Here is a 19,094-nt window from a genome sequence, read left to right as displayed (position 1 = left end):
AACAAACACGTTCATGGTTTTCTGACAAACACTTTGCTTGCGGCGATGGTGAGGTTGCCTTGCTCATCACGCTTGGCTTTTCCTTCGACAACCACCGTCGAAAGTTCTTTCACACCCAACAATCCGCGCGCGCCTTGAGTGACCGGGTTGCCCCCGTCATCGACGACTTTCACGGTCGCGATGTTGTCTTTGACTTGGTCCTGAGTGCAGCAGTAGTCCCAGGGAGTAGGACAACCTTCGTCCGGCGAACAGTAAGGCACTTTCGGATCGACGATCGTAAACGCGCCGATACCCTCAACAAAAGGATCCGATGACCCACCAATTGTGCCAACCAACGTGATCGTCTGTTCGTCTTCGACCGACTTCCTTGCTTCACCGACGGCGACCGCACCATCGGGTTCGGTTTGCACCACGTACTGCGAATCAACGTTCGTCGAATCGGCATCCTGCGCCGTCTGTGATTTCCCACACCCAACGAAACTCAGGGTTAAGCAAGCAAACGAAACCGCAATCCATCTCAAAATTTTCATCATCGTTCTTCAATCCCATAGAGTGTTAAATCTTCAATCAAAAACCAGCAGTCTTCATTATTCAGACTGCCTTTAAACTGATCGCCACCGATCCACGGAGAGCTTTCAGCGCCGGTGGCAGCGCGCCCAAGACACCTAGTAACAATCCAACGCCGCAACCGATCAAAATCGCAACGCTATCTATCCGCAACACGAACGCTCCCATCGTGAAACGTACCGCCATACCGTTGAGCATGGTTAACGCAATCACACCTGACAGTAACGATCCGGCTGCGGCCAACAGAACGCCTTCTTGAACCAAACTGAGGAGGATCGCTCGGCGGCGATAACCGATCGCCTGCAACGTGGCGATCTCGCGAATACGTCCCGCCACCGCGCCATACATCATGTTTAACCCAGCAAAGATGCCTGCGCCGGACACAAGAATGACGACGAACCATGCCAACAATCGCACGGGCTTGTAGTGCTGCTGAAGCGATGCGTAGTAGTCGGTTTCGCGAATCGCTCTTAGCTCCAAGTCCGTGCGTTCTTTGCAAAACAACGACACTTCGGCCGGCGACTTTCCCGGCGACAACAACATCGCCGCCAGACTCAAATCCTGTCGTTTGGTTGCCGTCTGAAAATCACCCAGTCGGCACCAGACTTCAGATTCATACGCGGCGCCGCCAGCGGCAAAGCGTCCGCTGATTTGCCAATCTCGTCCTTCAAATGCGATGCTCTTGCCGATTGCAACTGCCTCATCTTTACTGCCCATCTTGGCGGCTGCCAATCGTCCAACCATCACTTCGCCCTCTCTGGGCCACTCCCCTTCAATCAGCTTGACGGACCGGCGAACCAGCGGTGCAGTGGTGGTGACGCCACGCACCAAACCGAGACCACCATCATCTTGCTCCGTTGTTACTCGCGTCCCCAAATACAGTTCGGGCGAGACACAGGTGATGCCAAAACGCTTGACCGTGCCATCCAAACTGGCTGTCAGCAGTGCTGGCGTACGAGCTGCAATCGAGGAATTTTCGATGTTCTCTTCCGAGTTGACCGAGTAGACCAGCACGACATCGTCGTCGCCGCTGACCGACAGCGACTGCTCTAGTCCGCGGATAAATCCAACGACGACGAATACCAACATGACGACCGTGGCCAATGCCACGAGCGTCAATGCCGTCCGTACCGGCCGTCGGGCCAGATTGCGAACACCGTATTCCCAAGGAAGAAGCATGAAGTTGGACGTCTGCAGTTTGCGATTGAAACGGAAGAAACTCCTAGGCGGAACTGGCAGAGCGAGGCACCTGCGCGCACTCTCCCGTCCCCAACTTTCTCAAACTATGTCTTTGGTTTGGAAGTAAACGTCCCAACGGGGGTCACCATTTTTTTAGGCGTTTTGCCGATGCTCTCCATGATTTCCCAGCCCCCTCTGGGACTCAACCGAACGCCCTTGGTAGGGATCAGCGTGACGGATTTCTTCTCGATGCTGCATTGCACTTTGGCAATGCCCGTCACGCCATCGAAACGTGCATTAATCTTTTTCACACAACCACCACACATTTCGCCCACCGTCATCAAGGTGTTTGTCTTCTCAGTTCCCGCCGCCGACGCCACCGAAGGAAACCAAACAGCAACGGCCAGCAAAGCAACAACGATTGACGACGCTGTTCGACGATTCAATAACAACATTCCAACACTCCATTTTGTAAAAGGCAAAGTAGCCCTGAGCCGTGAAGACGAGCGAACGCCGAACGTGCTTCAAACGACTCTTCCAACAGTAAAAAAACAACTTCACGCCCGACGATATTCAACGAACGTCAATGCATCCCGCGCTCGAATGCGAACCAAATTCGGGAATACGATCTTCCTGGGGAAGGAGCAATCGTGTGGTAGGTGACGCCAATCGCGCAACGCAGAAACCGGTTGCACGAAAGGGCAAACACAGATGATTCCGGCGGAAACGAATTCAACGCGGAACTAAAAGTTGCGGTATAGCGAACCGCAGATCAGGTCGTCTAAATCAACCAAGACTGGTACGCAACCAGCGCATCGCGACCGTAGAGAGAACAAAGAGATGGCGGCTCCAAAACATGCAAACGTCGGGACGAAAGTTCACGAACATCTGCGCTGTTCGAATCCGACCGGTCGACGAAGCTGACGAAGTGCGAAACTGGCTCAGGCAACTCAGGGGCAGCCTGGACGGTTGCCCCTTCGCAAATGCAACTGGGACAAGAACATTCGTCGCTCGGAGCGTCCGCAGGCTTTTCGGTTTCGTCCGAATTCCCGGAGTCGTGACAACAAGGGCAAACAGTCGCCGCACAATCTCCGCCGGACGCCGCACCTGCTTGGCAGGAATAACAACGCAACGGGCACGCCAACAAACTGACGCACAACAGGATTGCAAAAACGAGACGTCCCATACTGTTACTATAATTTTGCGAGGGCGCTGGGGCAAGTACATCCTGCCAACCGAGACGCGTTAGGCGGACCGAGCACGGCAACTTTACAGACTTTTGTCCGCGATGATTTCGGTAAAGCGAACTTCTTTTCGTTCCGAAGTTCCCATGCGTTGCCGTGAAAAGTTTCGCGAGCACCGATGCCGCCAATGATCGCCCCCAATCGCGTTTTTGCTTCGACACCAAATTGGGCTAACGCTCCGTCCTCGGCAGGCGGCTAACAGCGAAGAACGCGCGTCCATCGATCGCGGCCGCTCTATTCGCCCCAACGAGCGATCATGCTGTTGTCGATTTGCAGCTGATCCAGAATCCGGCTGACAACAAAATCGACTAATGAATCGAGCGAGTCCACTCCGTGATACCAACCTGGCATCGCTGGTAGCAGGACGGCTCCGGCGACGGAAAGCCGGTGCATGTTCTCCAGCGCGATCGAACTGAGCGGAGTTTCGCGAGGCACCAACACGAGCTTACGGTGTTCTTTTAAATGGACTTCGGCAGCACGCTGGACCAAGTTCGTTGAAGCGGCGCGAGCGATCCCGCTTAGCGTACTACCACTACAGGGACACACGACCATCGCTCGCGTTCGAAAGGATCCGCTGGCAATGGGAGTCATGTAGTCATCGTACTGATGAAAGCGGACACGCTGCGAAATCGCTGTTTCCAACTTTGCTGCATCAGGCTTCGCCACCGAAGACCACTTCGGCACGTGGCTGATTAGCTCGATCAAGTTAGGTTTGCGAACATCGACCGCGAGCCCCGTTTCCTCGCCGATGACGGCTGCACCACTGGGGCTGATCGTCAAATGAATTTCTAAATCACTTCGACACAATGCATCCAGCAGTCGGATGGCATAGATCGCGCCGCTTGCTCCAGTGATTGCCAGGACGATTCGATTCTCGCCATTATCAGGCATTGCTGGATTCACCTGGTTTGAAGCCTTCGTAGATCGTCGCTACGCCAAATGTCATTGACTTGAACCCGACGTTTTTTAGTCCTGCAGCGATCATGCGATCTGCCAACGCTTGCCCGTCGGGAAATTGGCCCACCGATTCAGGCAGATAGCTGTACGCAGACTTGTCGTTGCGTGCGAACAGCTGACCGATTCGAGGCAGGACGTGCGTGAAGTAAAATCCATAAATCTGCCGAAGCCCAATCAAACGCGGCCGGGAAAATTCGAGCACCATCACTTGGCCTCCGGGGCGACAGACTCGCGTCATCTCGGTGATTCCACGATCCGTGTCAGCCACATTTCGCAGACCAAACGCGACCGTCACGCATTGAAATGAATTGTCGTCGAACGGCAACTGCTGCGAATCCGCTTCCAAGAAAACGATGTCGTCGGCAGCTGTCTTTTTACGCGCGATTTCCAGCATCGCAAAACAAAAGTCGGTTCCGACCACGTCGACGTTTTCGGGAGCCTTGCCGGCAATCGCGATCGCCAAGTCACCGGTGCCGGTGCAGGTATCCAGCACGGGGCTACCTGAATTCATTTTTAAGCGACGAACCGCACGCCAGCGCCAGTACTTGTCGACATTCGCCGACAAGACGTGGTTCATCAGATCGTATCGCGGCGCGATCTGACGGAACATTTCTCGGACACGAGAATTGCTTTTATCAAGCTGAGATGCGTTTTCTGAGGGAGGCAGTTGGGCGGTAGCCATAAAATTGCGGTCAGAAAGGATACGGACATAGCGATTGCCTATTGAACCGCATCCGCTGCCAATGCATAACCCCGTTCGCGCCAGCGGCGTTGCTTACGCCAGTTGATCCAGCCGACCGCTGCTGTCACCAATCGATTCGGACGGTGTTCCCATAATGTCCAACATTGACAAAAACAGGTTGCCCATCGGAATTTCGCCGCCGGGTGCAATGTGCCGGTCGGTTTCGATCCGGCCGCCTGCTCCACCAGCCAACACCAAAGGCAAGTCTTCGTGCCGGTGACGATTCCCATCACTGATTCCACTGCCGTACAGGATCATTGATTGGTCCAACAGGGTTCCGTTGGCGTCTTTGATCGAATCCAGCTTGCCCAGGAAATAGGCGAACTGCTCCACCAGATAATGATCAATCTTGGACAGTTTCTCCACCAGCTCGGCTTTGTTGCGGTGGTGGCTCATGCCGTGGTGATCATCGTTGACACCGATTTCTGTGTAGCGGCGGTTACCGCCGGCGCGGTCCAACATCAGCGTGGCCACTCGCGTCGTGTCGGTCTCGAACCCCACCGCCATGATGTCATACATCAGCCGAGCATGTTCGCGGAACGATTCGAGGCGGCCGTGCGGCACGTCCAAATCAGGCATGGCAGCAGCGTCTTGCTGTTCTGATGCCACGATCCGTTGTTCGATTTCGCGGACGCTGGTGAAATACTCGTCCAGTTTTCGTCGGTCGGTCGCGCCCACTCGCTTCATAATTCGCTGCGCGTCGTCGCGAACCACATCCAAGATGCTTTGGCGAACAAAATTTTGCTCGCGTCGATCCCCCACATCACCGCTGGCAAACATTCGATCAAAGGCAGCTCGCGGAGTCACCTCTTTCGGCATGGGAGTCGTCTCGTTGCGCCACGAGATATTGGACGAATATGCACAGCTGTATCCCGAGTCGCAGCTTCCCGCGTTGCGGCTACCAACCAAGCCCAGTTCGATCGATGGCAACCGAGTCTTGCCAACCAACTGAGAAGCAGCAAGTTGATCCACCGAGACACCGATGCGGATGTTGCTGCTAGTTTTGACGGGTCGCGCTGCGGTCAGATACGTGGCGGCACATCGAGCGTGATCGCCGGCGCCATCGCGATGAGCGCGGCCGTTGTCGTGAGCAAGATTGCCCAGCACATTAATCTTTGATTTGTACGGAGCAAGCGGTTTGAGCGTCTTGGAAAGTTTCCATTGATCACCTTTGCCTTTGCCGTCAGGCGTCCAATCCGGAACGATCACGCCATTGGGAAAGAACACACACGCCATTCGCACCGGCGCCGATTCCGGCTTGCCCGCAGCAAACGCACTGCGAGCCATCGGCGTCATCGCTTCAAGCAGCGGCAGCCCAACGGCTAGTCCGGCACCACGCAAGAGCGTGCGCCGATCAACCAGTTTGGGGTCGACATTTTTACGATGCAGAGGCTTCGGATCGTTTGAATTATTCATGATCTTTATTCTACTCGAGTCGAGGTGTGATTGTTTGATGGGGAGAACGTCTTAGTTTTGTAGTGCCAGCGTTTTGTATTGCTGCGCACTAGGATGAAGGGGAGGGCGGTTGCCAATCGTAAAACTGAAACGGACGACTTCTAACGACGGCAAGGATAATGTCGACGTACCGGAAATCATTTGGGCGTGTACCCAAAACAATTTCGTCCACCACGCAGCGATCCGATGGCGAAAGCTCGCGGCCAATCGCAAACGTCAACAAACGTTCGGTCACGGTTTTTGCAAACGCTTCACGCTCGGTTTTTCCCAGCACGTCACTCAATTGAGCGGCCCCGGCAAACTTTCGTCCGCCCGGCAAAACGCCACTCGCATCGACTTTTAGCTTTCCGTCCATCTTCCGGTATCGTCCGATCGCATCGAATTCCTCCAGCCCGAACCCCAGTTGGTCCATGACTCGGTGGCAAGACGAACACGAAGGCGATTCGCGGTGCAGTTCCATTTGTTCACGCAGCGACGCGTTTTGACTTGCCACTTTCGCTTCGTCCAATTCGGGCACGTTGGCTGGTGGATCTGGCGGAGGCGTTCCGAGCACATTTTCTAAAATCCATTTGCCACGTTTGACGGGCGACGTGCGTGTCGGATTACTGGTCAACGTCAGCATGCTGCCGTGAGCCAGGATGCCACGACGAGGCGTTCCCTTCAGTGAGACCTTTTGGAATTCTTCGGCATCCAGTTTCATGCCGTAATGGCGAGCCAAGTCGCCGTTCAAAAACGTGTAATCGGCAGTCAACATTTCAGCGACCGGCTTGTTTTCGCGGACCATATGCATAAACAGCATCTCCGTCTCGCGCGACATCGCACCGATCAGCTTCGGGTCAAAATCTTTGAACGTCATTTTTGTATCGGCTTCGTGTTCCGCCAAATTCCTCAGCCCCAACCATTGTGCGGCAAACTGACTCGATAGCGTCTCGGACTTTGGATCCGCCAACATCCGGCGAACGACCGCGTCCATGTTTTTTTCGTTGAGCCGGTTCTTCCCAGCTTCGGCTAGCAACCAATCATCCGGCGTGCTGCTCCACAAAAAATACGACAACCGCGTGGCAAGTTGGTGCTGAGTCAAAGGAGCGGAGTTGTCGTCACCATCGGCCTTCCAGTCTTCAGGGGGCGTTTCGACTCGAAACAAAAATCGTGGCGAAGTCAGGATCGCACTGACCGCGACCTGCATGCCGCGGTAGTAGCTCTTGTCACGGTCACACATCATCTGAACCAGCTTCGCGTATCGAGCGACTTCTTCGTCACTGACATCCGAACGAAAAGCACGCTGCATCAACGGCTTCAAGCTCTCCTTGGCCGCTTCCTCAACCTTGCTCCATTTTCCTCGCGAATAGCTCGCGGTTCGGCGAATGATCTTTGACTGCGACGGAGGCAGCAGATGAGTTGGCGTCTTGATCGGCCCTTCGACTTCGACACTTCGAAGCATGAACGGAAAATCACTCGGCTCAATATCGCGATCCGGCTTGAGCGGTTTCTTGCGGCGTTCGTGAGCATCACGAACCACTTTTTTGTCCATCGTGTCGAAACGTTTGGAATAAGTCTTGCCTATTTTCAACCCCTCGGGTTTCTCTTCCAAAGGCTCCATCGCGAACCGGTGCTTTCCTTTACTCAAATTGACGTGAAAGCGAAAGGTATCGGCGCGACCACTGCCGCCGTAGTACTCCAAGTCATCCAGTTCGACCAAAGTACCTCGTTCGTCGTACACCGCAACGTTGGTCTTGGGTTTGCCTTTGGACGTCTTACCGCCGCGAACACGAACTTCGTATTCGCCTTTGACCGGTACTGTGACGTCAACCCATGCAAACGCGTCGGGCGCAAGAAAGCGACCGTTGAAACTGCCCGTTCGTGTATCGCCATGAACCAAGATTTGATCCGGTGCAATGGAAAGCTCCATTTGTGGCAAAGTCGCAGGATCGATGATGACTTTTTCGGCAACCGATTCAGCCGCTGCGATGTACTTTTCGATTTGCAGCGGCGAAAGCGAAAGGACGTCGCCGTTGTTGTCAAAACCCGCGCCGACTTCATCGGACGGAAATTTATCGGCGGGACGCAAATCCATTCCAAACAAATCGCGAATCGAATTGTTGTACTCGGCACGGTTCAATCGACGCGCGGTCACTTTGCCCGGTCGTGGACGCATGTCGCACACGACGCTGAACAACGCGCGGTCAATCGACCGCACCATTTCTTTTCGCTCGCTATCGGTTGGCAAATCGGAATCGTCAGGCGGCATCGCACCAAAACGGACCATTTCCAAGACTCGCTGCATCGATGCGCTGGACGAATCCGTTCCGTCAAGATTCTCTAGCAGGCTCAAATCAATTTCGGCTTCTTGGTAGTCAGCGTTGTGACAGTCAATGCAGAATCGCTTGACCATCGGCCAGCCAGTCTTCTTCCAATCGCTGGTCGCTTCCTTGGCAGCCGTCGCTTGAGACACTTCGTCAGCGACGACCGATTGGGTCGTTGGCGTATGAATGCAGAGCATCAACAGGATTGCAGCAAGCAATCGCCGTCGTGCAGCGATCAGGTGATCGATCACGAGTGAGGACATTCCAGGAGGGATAGATCGGCCAGGGAAATTGCTTTGGTCAATCGTCCTAAGTACGAAAAACCAGTCTTGGCCTGTGGGGAGGGATTCTAGGTAGGAGCCAACCGATGCGAAGGTCGCAACTCGTCGACTCGCTTTATTGTAGAAGAACCGTCGAATGATGCCAACTCAGAACTTGGCGAAGTGATCACACGCACACACTCCGCTGAGGGTCAGACCAATCCCCGGCGAGTCAAAACCGCGAAAATTCTGGCGGCAGACGACTTGGGGCTCCGCTGCTGTTAATGCAAGCGATTGTGGAGTCTGCGTCGACAATCAGTTCGTCATCGCGATGGATCTGGTAATGGTGACGGATGCGAACTTTGCGGATTTCGATTGCTTTGGTCGTCAACGTCAACAAATCGTCGAATTCGGCCGCGGCGGAATACCGCACATTCATCTCGGTGACGACCAGCATATTCCCGGCGTCCTCCAAGGCTTTGTAGCTCAATCCGACCGCTCGCAGCATTTCGACACGCCCGCGTTCGAAGTAATTTAGGTAATTGGCGTGATGAACCCGTCGCTGTCCGTCGGTTTCGTGATAGCCGACACGAATTTGAATTTGGTGGGCGGAATACAGTCCCATGCTGCCTTTTTGCGTCATCTGATGCTCCTTCACGCCGGTGCAAGGCCGCGTCGATTGCTCGCCGACCGTGTCTCAATTGACCCTTACCATTGTGGCAGCCTACACTTGCGTCGATTCAGGTACTACCTGACGCCCATGTACGCCCATAACGAAAGAGTTTGTGATGAGTTTTGATAAGGGATCAGGCTCTTCGAGTGGAACTGATTTTGAAACCATTCGCGGTAGAAATTACCCCGCAATACGGCAGTTCACTATCTTCTTAGAAAACCGCGTCGGACAGCTTCTAGAAGTTGTCCGTCGTTTTGAAGGCACCGGAATTCGCATCTGCGCCCTTTCCATTAGCGACGCTGCGGAATGTGCTTTTGTACGGTTTCTGGTCAGCGATGCCGACCGTGGACGTGAGATCCTGGAGCGAAGCGGGCTGGCAATGATCGAAACCGATCTGGTCGGGGTGGAACTGCCCGAAGGCCCTCAACCACTGCTACGCGTTTGCACGGCATTGCTGCAGGCGGAACTGAACATCATCCAGGCGTACCCGTTGATCATTCGGCCCAACGGCAAACCTGCCGTCGCGATCATGGTGGAAAACATCGAAATGGCGATGGAGACGTTGACCGAAGAAGGATTCACCATCATCACCGAAGGCGACCTGGAAGACGACCCAACCGTCGAACAGTGACCCTTATCCAACCAGCGACCTGTGGCCGGCTAGTGAGTCAGGCTCGCTGCTTCGCTACGACTTGCGTTTGAACAAGCCCGTCGCGTCGACTGTCAGCGTGTTGGTCGCTTCCTGGTAAGCGACCTTTCCGCGAACGACCACGGCGTCACCTTTCTTGATACCGAACAACTCTTTGGCATCGACATCAAGCACTTTGCCGTCGTCGTCCTTGAACTGAACGATTGCCTTGGGCGCCTTTTCTAATCGTCGTTTACAAAACGGACAGTTGTCGGCGTGGTCAGGATCGTCGGCACCGTGGCCTTCATCTGGCAACTGCGTCAACATGAACGCGGCTTGACCAGCTTGGAACGGATCAATGTCGCCAGCGTGAATGCGCCCCGCCAACGTGAGCTCGACTGAATCACTGGCCGCTTCGATCGCGTCCGTGGGAGTGATCGCATCGGCAGGCTCCTGTGACAGCATCAACGCATCGCGCTGCTCGTCCAAACCGGTGTCCGTAGACGAATGGCAACCGACGGCCGCCAACAACACGACCGCGAAAAAAGTGCTCGTTCGAAACATGATTTCTATCGTTTACTTAGCGTAACTTTGAAGCGTTTTGATCGCTGACTGGATCTGCTCGGCAACATCCGAGTAGTCTTTTCCCTTACTGGAATCGTGCAGTCGATAGTCGACGTCACCGTAGGCATCCAAGAGTTTTTCGACCGACTGATGAATCGCTTCCTTGGCGTCCGAATCCATCGAAGACTTATTAGCAAGTGCATCGACGCCATCCAGCAAAGCGGACACGCCATGCAACGCCCCGTGATCGTCCTTGATGTCGCCGCTTTTGATTTGCTGCGCGATCTTGGATGACAATTTATCCAGCTCAGCGACAGCGGCGCTGTAACTTTCGGGCAACGGCGGTTCGTCCAGCGACACCAAGTCGTCCGTCGTCAGGCCTGCCGCACTGGCATCGATCTGTTTGGTAGTCGCGTGATCATCGTGCCCGTCTCCATCATGGTCGTGCCCTTCATGATCATGGCCCGCATGCTCATCGTGATCATGACCTTCATGATCATGGTCACCGTGGTCATGATCATGTTCCGAATGCGATTCGGCGACCGGTTCGGTGGCGGTGTCGCCACCGCAACCCGTGAAACCAACCAGGCAAAAGCCCAGCAAAAATGCGTGAGTAACTTGAGTGATTCGCATCGAATGTCCCTGCGTGTGTAAGTGCAAAAAGTGTTGTTGCACTAATGATACGCGATCCGTTCCGTTTGGTTCAGCACGAAAGTTTGTGCCAGGGAATCGGCAAAGCACGCCCTCCGGTTCAAACCCGCAACCACGCTTGCACCTTCGCAAATCGCCCTCTGTGCCTAAGTCGCCAATAAGGACCTAGGACATAAAAACAATCGCGAATTCAAACGCAAAAACTTCGCCCATACGACTATGCGCAGTGGAGCAGTCAAACGGAAAAACCGAGATCAGACTTGCTACTTACGCCGACGCGCTTCGGCCTTGGCGGCGACGATCAGCTTCTTTGAGCAAGATCTTTCGCAGACGAATGTTCTCGGGAGTAATTTCGACGAGCTCGTCTTCTTCGATGTACTCCAAAGCTGCTTCCAAGCCCATGTCGCGCGGCGGCTTCAACGAGACGTTCTCGTCGCTCCCCGAAGCTCGCATGTTGGTCAGCTTCTTTTCCTTGCAGGGATTCACGGTGACGTCTTTGTCACGCGCACTCTCACCCACGATCATTCCTTCGTAGACTTCGACGCCTGGCGGAATCAAAAATTCGCCGCGGTCCTGCAAATTGAACATCGCGAACGGCACCGCTTTTCCGGGGACCATCGAGATGAAGACCCCGTTGGCTCGGCTTGGCAAATCACCCTCGAATGGGCGATAGCTCTCGAACCGGTGATTGATAATCGCTGTTCCGCGAGTCGCGTTCAGCAAACGTGTTCGCAGCCCGATCAATCCACGCGACGGGATCGTAAAACTTAACAAACTATAATCGCCGCGCTGTGCCATCTCGTCCAACTGTCCGCGGCGGTGACCGACCAACTCCATGACTGGGCCCATCGCGTCGGTAGGAACTTCGACTCGCAAAGTTTCAAACGGCTCGTGCTTTTTGCCGTCGACCGTTTTGAAAATCACGCGAGGTTTTCCGACGCTCAGTTCGTAACCTTCGCGGCGCATGGTTTCGATCAAAATCGCCAGGTGCAAAACGCCGCGGCCTTTGACAGCGTACGCTTCGGTGCCTGGCACCATTTCGACTCGCAACGCCACGTTGCGTTCCAGTTCTTTTTCCAAACGTCCTTTGATTTGACGCGTCGTCACATACTTGCCTTCACGACCAACCATGGGTGACGAGTTGACGCTAAACACCATTTCCAAAGTTGGTTCATCGACGGTCAGTCGCGGCAGAGCGTTGTCCGCGTCGACCGCACTAATCGTGTCGCCGATTTCAACGTCCAGCAGACCTTCAATCGAAACAATGTCGCCGGCTTCGGCCTGTTCAGCCGCTGCCCGCCCCAAATTGTCAAACGTGTAGAGCGCGGCGATCTTTTGCTTCTTGGGGCCACCTGTTTGATGCAGTTCGATGGTTTGACCGGCCTGGATCGTGCCTGCATTGATGCGTCCCACCGCGATTCGGCCAACGTACTCGCTCCAGTCCAACGTCGTGACCATCATTTGCAGCGGAGCATCAGCGTCCACTTCAGGCCCGGGCAAGGAGTCGACGATCAAGTCCAGCAACGGACGCATGTCAGTCGTTGGCGATTCGGGATCCGTCGTCGCGTAGCCTTCTTTGGCACTGGTATAGACGTACTTGACGTCATCCAGAATGTCTTCGCCGCCCAAGTCGGCCAGCAATTCCAAGCCTTCATCGAGAGCTTCGGTGGGACGCCCGTCCGGTCGGTCCACTTTGTTAACGACCAAAATCGGCTGCACGCCGGCTTCCAGAGCTTTTTCGAGCACGAAGCGGGTTTGTGGCATCGGGCCTTCGGCGGCGTCGACGAGCACAAGGCAACCGTCGGCCATTTTGACGACCCGTTCGACTTCGCCGCCAAAGTCAGCGTGACCTGGAGTGTCGATCAAGTTGATTTTGACGCCGCGATACGGGATCGCGATGTTTTTGGAAAGAATCGTGATGCCACGTTCGCGTTCCAGGTCGTTCGAATCGAGAATTCGTTCGCCTTTGAGTTCGGTGTCGCGGAACTGGCCACTTTGACGCAGAAGACAATCGACGAGGGTGGTTTTTCCGTGGTCAACGTGGGCGATGATGACGACGTTTCGGATGTCGGTGCGGCGCAACGGACAGGACTCAAATTTTCAAAGGACGCGAACGAATAATCCCCAAGCCGTAAAGTCAGTTTCTCAACGCGAACCGCCAGAGAGCGGCAGGATTTTTGCCTCGTCGCTCGCTGGCGGTTCGCGTCTGAGTTGAAATGGCTGCTCGAGCGGAAATGATCGCTCATGACAGGCATGGGTTTTGGTTCAGAAGTGTGGCGATTCTTGAGCATCTGCGAAATAGCAAGCCAGCGGATGCGACCCAGCGGAGCGTTAACGATCATCACGGGGGCGTGCGTTCACTTAGTGATCAGCTCGCACATATCAACCGCTGCGGCAAATCATTGCAGCGACGCTTCTGATCAGCAGCGCGACCGAAAGGGTGACCTACGGGCGGGTTGCGGGACACCGCAACCAGATACAGGCAAATGGTTGCAATTCGACTGGCAATGCGGCCACTATGCCGTTGCGACTTTTGACTCGCTATGTAATATTTCAAACCTTGCACGCCGATGTGGTGACACACCGAATCGGTCGATGGCGGTTCGCAGGAAGTAGATGTCCGCCCCGATCTTTTTGATGCGTTAAAAAACACGGCAAATCAATGCGATGGAGTGCGGCCGCAGACGTTGCAAACGTTTGATGACTGCCAAGATGAGCCTGATTGGAAGCCCGCTGAGTCGGATGACTCGATATGGCGGGCTTTTGCCCGGAATGACTTTGTGAAATATTTCACAAGCTTTTCCTCCGGCTCGTTTCCTGCATGAAATGCCGTGCCGCTTGTTTGTCGGTGTGCTGTGGTTGATGCACGAAATTCATGCCAATGAGCACGTCGAAACGATGACAGTCATCAAAAAAGGTCTAGACCTTCCTATTACTGGATGCCCTGAGCAGCGGATTGAACCCGCTAAACACGTCACGCGTGTTGGTTTGATCGGCGATGATTACGTCGGCATGAAACCAACCATGCAAGTGACAGTTGGGGACCGCGTAAAATGCGGCCAGGTACTCTTCTCGGACAAAAAAACCGAAGGCGTGGTCTACACCTCGCCTGCCTCGGGAACCGTCAGCGAAGTTAATCGCGGTGAAAAACGCAAGTTCGAATCGATCGTAATCGATGTCGATGGCGATGACCGAATCGAATTTGAAGGTGCCAAAGGCTCCGACCCCGGCGCGATCGGACGCGACGGTGTTACCGAGCGACTGACCACCAGCGGTCTGTGGACCTCGCTCCGGACTCGTCCGTTTGGCCAGATCCCAGCTCCCGGTTCAGTGCCGAGTTCGATCTTCGTTCAGGCAATCGACACCAATCCATTGTGTGCGGACCCCGTCGTTGCGATGGCCGACCGCAAAGATCAATTTAGCCTCGGGCTACGAGCTCTGACTCAGCTGACCGATGGAAAGGTTTTTGTCTGCAAAGGCGAAGGCAGCGAAATCCCCGGTGTCGGCATCGATGGCGTTTCAGTCGAATCATTCAGTGGTCCACACCCAGCCGGTTTGGCGGGCACGCACATCCATATGCTGGATCCCGTCGGCCCGACAAAAACCGTCTGGTACATCAATTATCAAGACGTGGTCGCGATTGGGGCGTTGCTGACACACGGCGTATTGGACACTCGCCGAATCATTTCGCTGGCCGGTCCGATCGTGAACCAGCCTCGGTTGCTAGAGACACGCATCGGGGCTGACATCTCGCAACTGATTGATGGTGAAATCGAAGACGTCAAGTTCCGTCCGATTTCGGGCAGTGTGCTTTGTGGCCGAACGGCCAACGCCCCGCATCAGTTCTTGGGACGTTTTCACAATCAAGTTTCTGTCTTAAAAGAAGGCGACGAACGCGAATTCCTGGGCTGGCAGAAACCCGGTTTTGACAAGTATTCCACGACAAAGATCTTCGCTTCGGCAGGTTTGCCCGGCACCAAGTTCGACATGACCACCACGACCGGTGGCAGCGAACGAGCGATGGTACCAATGGGAACTTACGAAAAAGTCATGCCGTTGGACATCTTGCCGACTCAACTGCTGCGAGCCTTGATTTGTCGTGACACGGATCAAGCTCAAAGTCTGGGCGCATTGGAGTTAGAGGAAGAAGACATCGCACTTTGCACGTTTGTCTGCCCTGGAAAATATGAATACGGATCGTTGCTACGAGACAATCTGACGACGATTCAGCGAGAAGGTTAGACGCGTCAAATCCATTCCTCGTGAACCGACGGCACTCGCCGCGGGATTGCGACATGGAATCGGTTTGGCAAAGGGCACGCTGCTAACGCCAGCGGCTCACCCATACAAATTACACACCATTTAGACCAGTCTGAAATCGGAAAGCTTGGCACATGAAAGCACTCCGCGACGCACTCGACAAAGTCCATCCTTTGGTTGCCAAAGGCGGGCCGCTTGCATTCGCGTATCCGATGTACGAAGCGCTTGATACGTTTCTGTACACACCGGGTGAGATCACTCACGGCACGACACACGTGCGGGATGGCATCGACCTTAAACGAATGATGATTACGGTCGTCTTCGCGTTGATCCCCGTCACGTTGTTCGGCATGTGGAACACCGGATACCAAGCGAACACAGCCATCCAAAGCATGAAAGACGCGGGGATCGATCACGATGGTGATTGGCACCACGACATTCATCACATGATCGGGTTCGAGAACGACCCTGGTAGTATTGCGGACAACTTCACGCTCGGATTGCTTCACTTCCTACCGATCTACATCGTTTGCATGTTTGTCGGGGGACACGTCGAAGCGGTCTTCAGTGTGCTGCGAGGTCACGAAATCAACGAAGGCTTCCTGGTGACGGGGTTACTTTTCCCGCTCACCTTGCCAGCCACGATCCCACTGTGGCAAGTCGCTATCGGGATCACGTTTGGGGTCGTTGTGGCCAAAGAAGTCTTCGGCGGAACCGGTCGTAACTTCTTGAATGTCGCTCTTACTAGTCGCGCGTTTTTGTACTTTGCCTATGCCGGTCAAATCTCCGGTGACAAAGTCTGGACTGCGGCCGATGGATTCAGCGGAGCCACCGCACTGGGCCAAATGGCTGGTGCACCTGCTGTCGCCGAAGGAAACCCAGCGATTGCGTCGCTATCGACCATCGAATACGTCTGGGGTCAAGGCGAACCGATTACCTGGATGAATGCTTTCCTGGGAACGATCCAAGGCTGCATTGGCGAAACCAGTGCATTGCTTTGCTTTGTCGGTGCCGTGATCTTGATCGCCACCGGCATTGGATCCTGGAAAATCATGGCCGGAGTGATCGGTGGCGTCGTTGTGACGGCATCATTGCTAAACGGTATCGCTTCGGACACCAATGCAATGTTGGCCGTTCCTTTCTACTGGCACTTGGTGATCGGTGGACTGGCGTTCGGCCTGGTATTCATGGCGACAGACCCAGTCAGTGCGTCGATGACCGAAACCGGAAAATGGATTTATGGATTCTTGATCGGATTCATGACCATCTTGATTCGTTGTATTAACCCAGCTTTCCCGGAAGGCATCATGTTGGCGATTCTGTTCGGCAACGTCTTTGCTCCGCTGATTGACTGGTTTGTCGTCCAAGCCAACGTACGCCGGAGGGTCGCCCGTTATGCCGCCTAAAGATTCAACCATCGGAACCGTGTTGATCGCGGGAATTTTGTGCGTCGTTTGCTCGCTGGTGGTGAGCGCCGCGGCAGTGGCACTGCGTCCGAAACAAGAAGCTAACAAGATCCTGGATCAACAGAAGAACATTCTGGATGCCACAGGATTGTCGACGGGAGAGTATGGCAAACAAGCCAAAGATCTCAGTCGCGAACAAATCGAAGAACTCAGCCAGTGGATCGAGCCTCGATTGGTCGACCTGGAGACCGGTGAATACACCGACGAGTTCGACATCAAAAAATACGACGCCAAGGAATTCGCCAACAAAGAGAAGGGCGTTTCGATTAACGGCCAAGAACCGTTGTTCGATCCCGGCGAAAAGTACCGCGAGAAAGTCTCGAAGGTTTACTTAGTCAGAAAACCCGGCGAAGAAGGCATTCGACAAGTCGTGTTGCCCGTCTACGGAAAAGGCCTTTGGTCAACACTTCGTGGCTACATGGCTTTGAAGAGTGACTACGAAACGATTCAAGGATTGACGTTTTACGAGCACGGTGAAACTCCGGGCTTGGGCGGTGAAGTCGATAATCCTTCGTGGAAAGCTCAGTGGGAAGGCAAGAAACTCTACGACGACAAAGGCGAACCCGCCGCAGTCGTGTGGAAAGGACCTGCACCATCGGGCAACGAGTATGCCGTCGATGGACTTTCCGGTGCAACGATTACCAGTCGTGGCGTGACAAACTTTTTGCGTTACTGGGCCAGCGATGATGGATTTGGCCCGTACTTGGACAAAATGAAATCAGGTAGCGGAGCAGAGGACAAATAATATGCCTAAAGCAAAAGACGTTCTGCTAGATCCGCTAGTAGATAACAATCCAATCGCCCTACAGATCCTCGGTATCTGTTCGGCACTGGCCGTGACAACCAAGATGGAAACATCGGTTGTAATGTCGATCGCCGTTATCGCGGTGACAGCATTTAGCAACTTGGCCGTCAGTGCGATTCGCCAATTCATCCCCAGCAGCATCCGAATCATCGTGCAGATGACCGTGATCGCATCGCTGGTGATCGTGGTGGATCAAATTTTGAAAGCCTACCTGTTTGATATCAGCAAACAGCTGTCGGTATTCGTCGGACTGATCATCACCAACTGTATCGTGATGGGACGTGCCGAAGGATTCGCGATGAAGAACAATCCGTTCTTGAGCTTCTTGGACGGAATCGGAAACGGACTGGGCTATGGACTAGTTCTGCTGTTTGTTGCTTTCTTCCGCGAACTGTTTGGCAGCGGAACATTGTTTGGCATCCAGATCATGCCCGACGCTTACACCAACAACGGTTTGATGCTGTTGCCACCCAGTGCGTTCTTCTTGATCGGATTCCTAATCTGGATCATCCGCGCGATCAAACCCGCTCAGATTGAGGAAGCTTAAACCATGTTAGAAACACACCTCAGCATTTTCATGAAGGCGGTCTTCGTCGAAAACCTCGCACTGTCCTTCTTCTTGGGCATGTGTACGTTTTTGGCGATCAGCAAAAACGTCAAGACGGCCATTCAGCTTGGCATGGCGGTGATCGTGATCGAAGCGATTACTGTGCCGGCCAACCAAGTGATCTATTCGTGGTTCCTGAAGAAAGGTGCCATGGGATGGGTCAACGACCTGGGCGTGTCGACCGGTTCGATCGACTTTTCCACGGTCGACCTGACCTTCCTGGGCTTCATCAGCTACATCGGCGTGATCGCCGCGATGGTTCAGATTTTGGAAATGTTCCTCGATAAGTACATCCCTGCTCTTTACAACACCCTGGGCATTTTCCTGCCTCTGATCACCGTGAACTGCGCCATCTTGGGTGCATCCCTGTTCATGCAAGAACGCAACTACAACTTCGGTGAATCAATCACCTACGGAGTTGGTTGCGGAATTGGCTGGGCTCTGGCGATCGCGGCACTGGCCGGCATTCGCGAGAAAATGAAATACAGTGACGTTCCCCCACCGCTTCGCGGTTTAGGAATTACGTTTATCACGGTTGGCTTGATGGCTTTGGCCTTCATGTCCTTCAGCGGTATCCAGCTTTAAGAACATTGCCTCCCTTGTGAGCCGCTGGCGCTAGCCACGGGCCTTCCTCACTCTGATTGCCCGCGGCTAGCGCCGTCGGCTCACTTGGGATTGCTGACAACACTGTCGGCGAACAAAAATACTCACAAACAAACAACTTCCTGACGAG

Annotated in this window: 17 protein-coding genes; 6 read left to right on the top strand and 11 right to left on the bottom strand. The window is 54.2% G+C overall.

The genetic code is table 11. The features are described from left to right. Positions 1-11 precede the first annotated feature (11 nt). From K239x_RS10075 to K239x_RS10040, 8 genes are all read right to left on the bottom strand, one after another. Positions 12-533, bottom strand: coding sequence for a hypothetical protein (locus K239x_RS10075; RefSeq protein WP_473163577.1), 522 nt, complete (start codon positions 531-533; stop codon positions 12-14). 58 nt (positions 534-591) lie between these two features. Then, on the bottom strand, positions 592-1,746 hold the full coding sequence (locus K239x_RS10070) for an ABC transporter permease (RefSeq protein WP_145417686.1): 1,155 nt from the start codon (positions 1,744-1,746) through the stop codon (positions 592-594). Between the two features lie 104 nt (positions 1,747-1,850). Further along, a complete protein-coding gene (locus K239x_RS10065; RefSeq protein WP_145417685.1) occupies positions 1,851-2,201 on the bottom strand; it encodes a cation transporter in 351 nt (116 codons plus the stop codon). Between the two features lie 1,023 nt (positions 2,202-3,224). Continuing rightward, positions 3,225-3,881, bottom strand: coding sequence for a UbiX family flavin prenyltransferase (locus K239x_RS10060; RefSeq protein WP_145417684.1), 657 nt, complete (start codon positions 3,879-3,881; stop codon positions 3,225-3,227). Next, entirely contained in the window at positions 3,874-4,629 is a 756-nt protein-coding gene (gene ubiE / locus K239x_RS10055) for a bifunctional demethylmenaquinone methyltransferase/2-methoxy-6-polyprenyl-1,4-benzoquinol methylase UbiE (protein WP_145417683.1), read from the bottom strand. Before ubiE ends, K239x_RS10060 begins: the two co-directional genes overlap by 8 nt. A gap of 93 nt (positions 4,630-4,722) precedes the next feature. After that, entirely contained in the window at positions 4,723-6,105 is a 1,383-nt protein-coding gene (locus K239x_RS10050) for a DUF1552 domain-containing protein (protein ID WP_145417682.1), read from the bottom strand. 88 nt (positions 6,106-6,193) lie between these two features. Beyond that, entirely contained in the window at positions 6,194-8,710 is a 2,517-nt protein-coding gene (locus K239x_RS10045; protein WP_145417681.1) for a DUF1592 domain-containing protein, read from the bottom strand. 229 nt (positions 8,711-8,939) lie between these two features. Further along, positions 8,940-9,350, bottom strand: a complete 411-nt coding sequence (locus tag K239x_RS10040) for an acyl-CoA thioesterase (RefSeq protein WP_419189894.1) — start codon at positions 9,348-9,350, stop codon at positions 8,940-8,942. A gap of 145 nt (positions 9,351-9,495) precedes the next feature. Here K239x_RS10040 and K239x_RS10035 point away from each other — a divergent pair, with 145 nt between their 5' ends. Beyond that, positions 9,496-10,011, top strand: coding sequence for an acetolactate synthase (locus tag K239x_RS10035; protein WP_145417680.1), 516 nt, complete (start codon positions 9,496-9,498; stop codon positions 10,009-10,011). Positions 10,012-10,065: 54 nt separating this feature from the next. On the opposite strand, the gene K239x_RS10030 is transcribed toward K239x_RS10035, so the two are convergent. The 3 genes from K239x_RS10030 to typA all read right to left on the bottom strand — a co-directional run bounded on the left by K239x_RS10030 (position 10,066) and on the right by typA (position 13,305). Further along, positions 10,066-10,572 carry a hypothetical protein gene (locus tag K239x_RS10030; RefSeq protein ID WP_145417679.1) on the bottom strand — a complete coding sequence of 169 codons (507 nt, stop codon included), beginning with the start codon at positions 10,570-10,572 and terminating at the stop codon, positions 10,066-10,068. Between the two features lie 12 nt (positions 10,573-10,584). After that, on the bottom strand, positions 10,585-11,205 hold the full coding sequence (locus tag K239x_RS28425) for a hypothetical protein (protein WP_419189893.1): 621 nt from the start codon (positions 11,203-11,205) through the stop codon (positions 10,585-10,587). Positions 11,206-11,490: 285 nt separating this feature from the next. Next, positions 11,491-13,305: a translational GTPase TypA gene (gene typA / locus K239x_RS10020; RefSeq protein WP_145417678.1), complete on the bottom strand. Its 1,815-nt coding sequence runs from the start codon at positions 13,303-13,305 to the stop codon at positions 11,491-11,493. Positions 13,306-14,121: 816 nt separating this feature from the next. Here typA and K239x_RS10015 point away from each other — a divergent pair. The 5 genes from K239x_RS10015 (at position 14,122) to nqrE (ending at position 18,946) form a co-directional block, all read left to right on the top strand. Continuing rightward, the gene (locus tag K239x_RS10015; RefSeq protein WP_145417677.1) at positions 14,122-15,465 is read left to right on the top strand and encodes a Na(+)-translocating NADH-quinone reductase subunit A; all 1,344 of its coding nucleotides are present in this window, start codon (positions 14,122-14,124) and stop codon (positions 15,463-15,465) included. A gap of 152 nt (positions 15,466-15,617) precedes the next feature. Continuing rightward, positions 15,618-16,889: an NADH:ubiquinone reductase (Na(+)-transporting) subunit B gene (locus tag K239x_RS10010; RefSeq protein ID WP_145417676.1), complete on the top strand. Its 1,272-nt coding sequence runs from the start codon at positions 15,618-15,620 to the stop codon at positions 16,887-16,889. After that, positions 16,879-17,694, top strand: coding sequence for a Na(+)-translocating NADH-quinone reductase subunit C (locus tag K239x_RS10005; RefSeq protein ID WP_145417675.1), 816 nt, complete (start codon positions 16,879-16,881; stop codon positions 17,692-17,694). Before K239x_RS10010 ends, K239x_RS10005 begins: the two co-directional genes overlap by 11 nt. Before the next feature lies 1 nt (position 17,695). Further along, positions 17,696-18,301 (top strand): NADH:ubiquinone reductase (Na(+)-transporting) subunit D, encoded by a 606-nt coding sequence (locus tag K239x_RS10000; protein WP_145417674.1) that lies wholly within the window; start codon positions 17,696-17,698, stop codon positions 18,299-18,301. 3 nt (positions 18,302-18,304) lie between these two features. Then, positions 18,305-18,946 carry an NADH:ubiquinone reductase (Na(+)-transporting) subunit E gene (gene nqrE, locus K239x_RS09995; RefSeq protein WP_145417673.1) on the top strand — a complete coding sequence of 214 codons (642 nt, stop codon included), beginning with the start codon at positions 18,305-18,307 and terminating at the stop codon, positions 18,944-18,946. The last annotated feature ends 148 nt before the right edge of the window (positions 18,947-19,094 follow it).

Source organism: Stieleria marina (assembly GCA_007741555.1).
Classification (GTDB): Bacteria; Planctomycetota; Planctomycetia; order Pirellulales; family Pirellulaceae; genus K23-9.
This window is presented reverse-complemented; position numbering and strand designations above follow the sequence as displayed.